This window comes from Paraburkholderia sp. LEh10 (assembly GCF_017814945.1).
In the GTDB taxonomy this organism is placed as follows: domain Bacteria; phylum Pseudomonadota; class Gammaproteobacteria; order Burkholderiales; family Burkholderiaceae; genus Paraburkholderia.
The window spans coordinates 1-567 of sequence record NZ_JAGIPX010000239.1; the positions used below are offsets into that span (position 1 = coordinate 1).

The following is a 567-nucleotide window of genomic DNA, read 5'->3' on the forward strand; positions in this document are numbered from 1 at the left end:
CGAGCTGCGCATGGATACGCGGTGCCCCATACGTGCGGCGTGAGCTCGCATGTAGCGTGCGGATGCGCGCGAGCAGTTGCGCATCGCTACGTGTGTGCATCGCGGGCTCTCGCACCAGCCACGTGTAATAGCCGCTCGTCGAGACGCCGAGCAGCCGTGCCATCATCGCAATGGGCCAGCGGGCCCGGTTCGCTTTCATGAATCCGTACCGCTCTTCGGTGGAACGGATCCCGTCTCCCTCGCGAACCAGGCTGCCGCGTGAGAGAGTATGTCGCGCTCCATCTTCAGTTGCCGGACTTCACGACGCAACCGTGCGAGCTCCTGCCGCTCGGCTGTGGTCAGACCGTCATGCCGCACGCCTGTGTCGCGATCAGCCTGCGCCACCCAGTTGTAGATGGTCTGTGCGGTCGGCTCGAACTCCTTTTCCAGTTCCTCCGGCCTGCGTCCAGCCTTCACCAGCTCGACCATTTGCGCCCGAAATTCCGCCGGGTACGGGGTACGATGCTTGCCCATAATCGGCACCTCCTTCTCCAAAGGATAGATGTCCGCTTTTCTGGGTCAACTTCA

At 62.6% G+C, this 567-nt stretch carries 2 protein-coding genes; both read right to left on the reverse strand.

The window, feature by feature from the left end; translation table 11 throughout:
* Positions 1-199: transposase (locus J8I87_RS44145; RefSeq protein WP_209938939.1), on the reverse strand; the 199-nt coding region annotated here is incomplete at its 3' end.
* Positions 196-513, reverse strand: coding sequence for a transposase (locus tag J8I87_RS44150; protein ID WP_209938942.1), 318 nt, complete (start codon positions 511-513; stop codon positions 196-198). The genes J8I87_RS44150 and J8I87_RS44145, both read right to left, overlap by 4 nt.
* Between the last annotated feature and the right edge of the window lie 54 nt (positions 514-567).

Bases quoted from the DNA above. Each gene is read 5' to 3' on its own strand.
- J8I87_RS44150 (WP_209938942.1), bottom strand. From the start codon at position 513: ATGGGCAAGCATCGTACCCCGTACCCGGCGGAATTTCGGGCGCAAATG.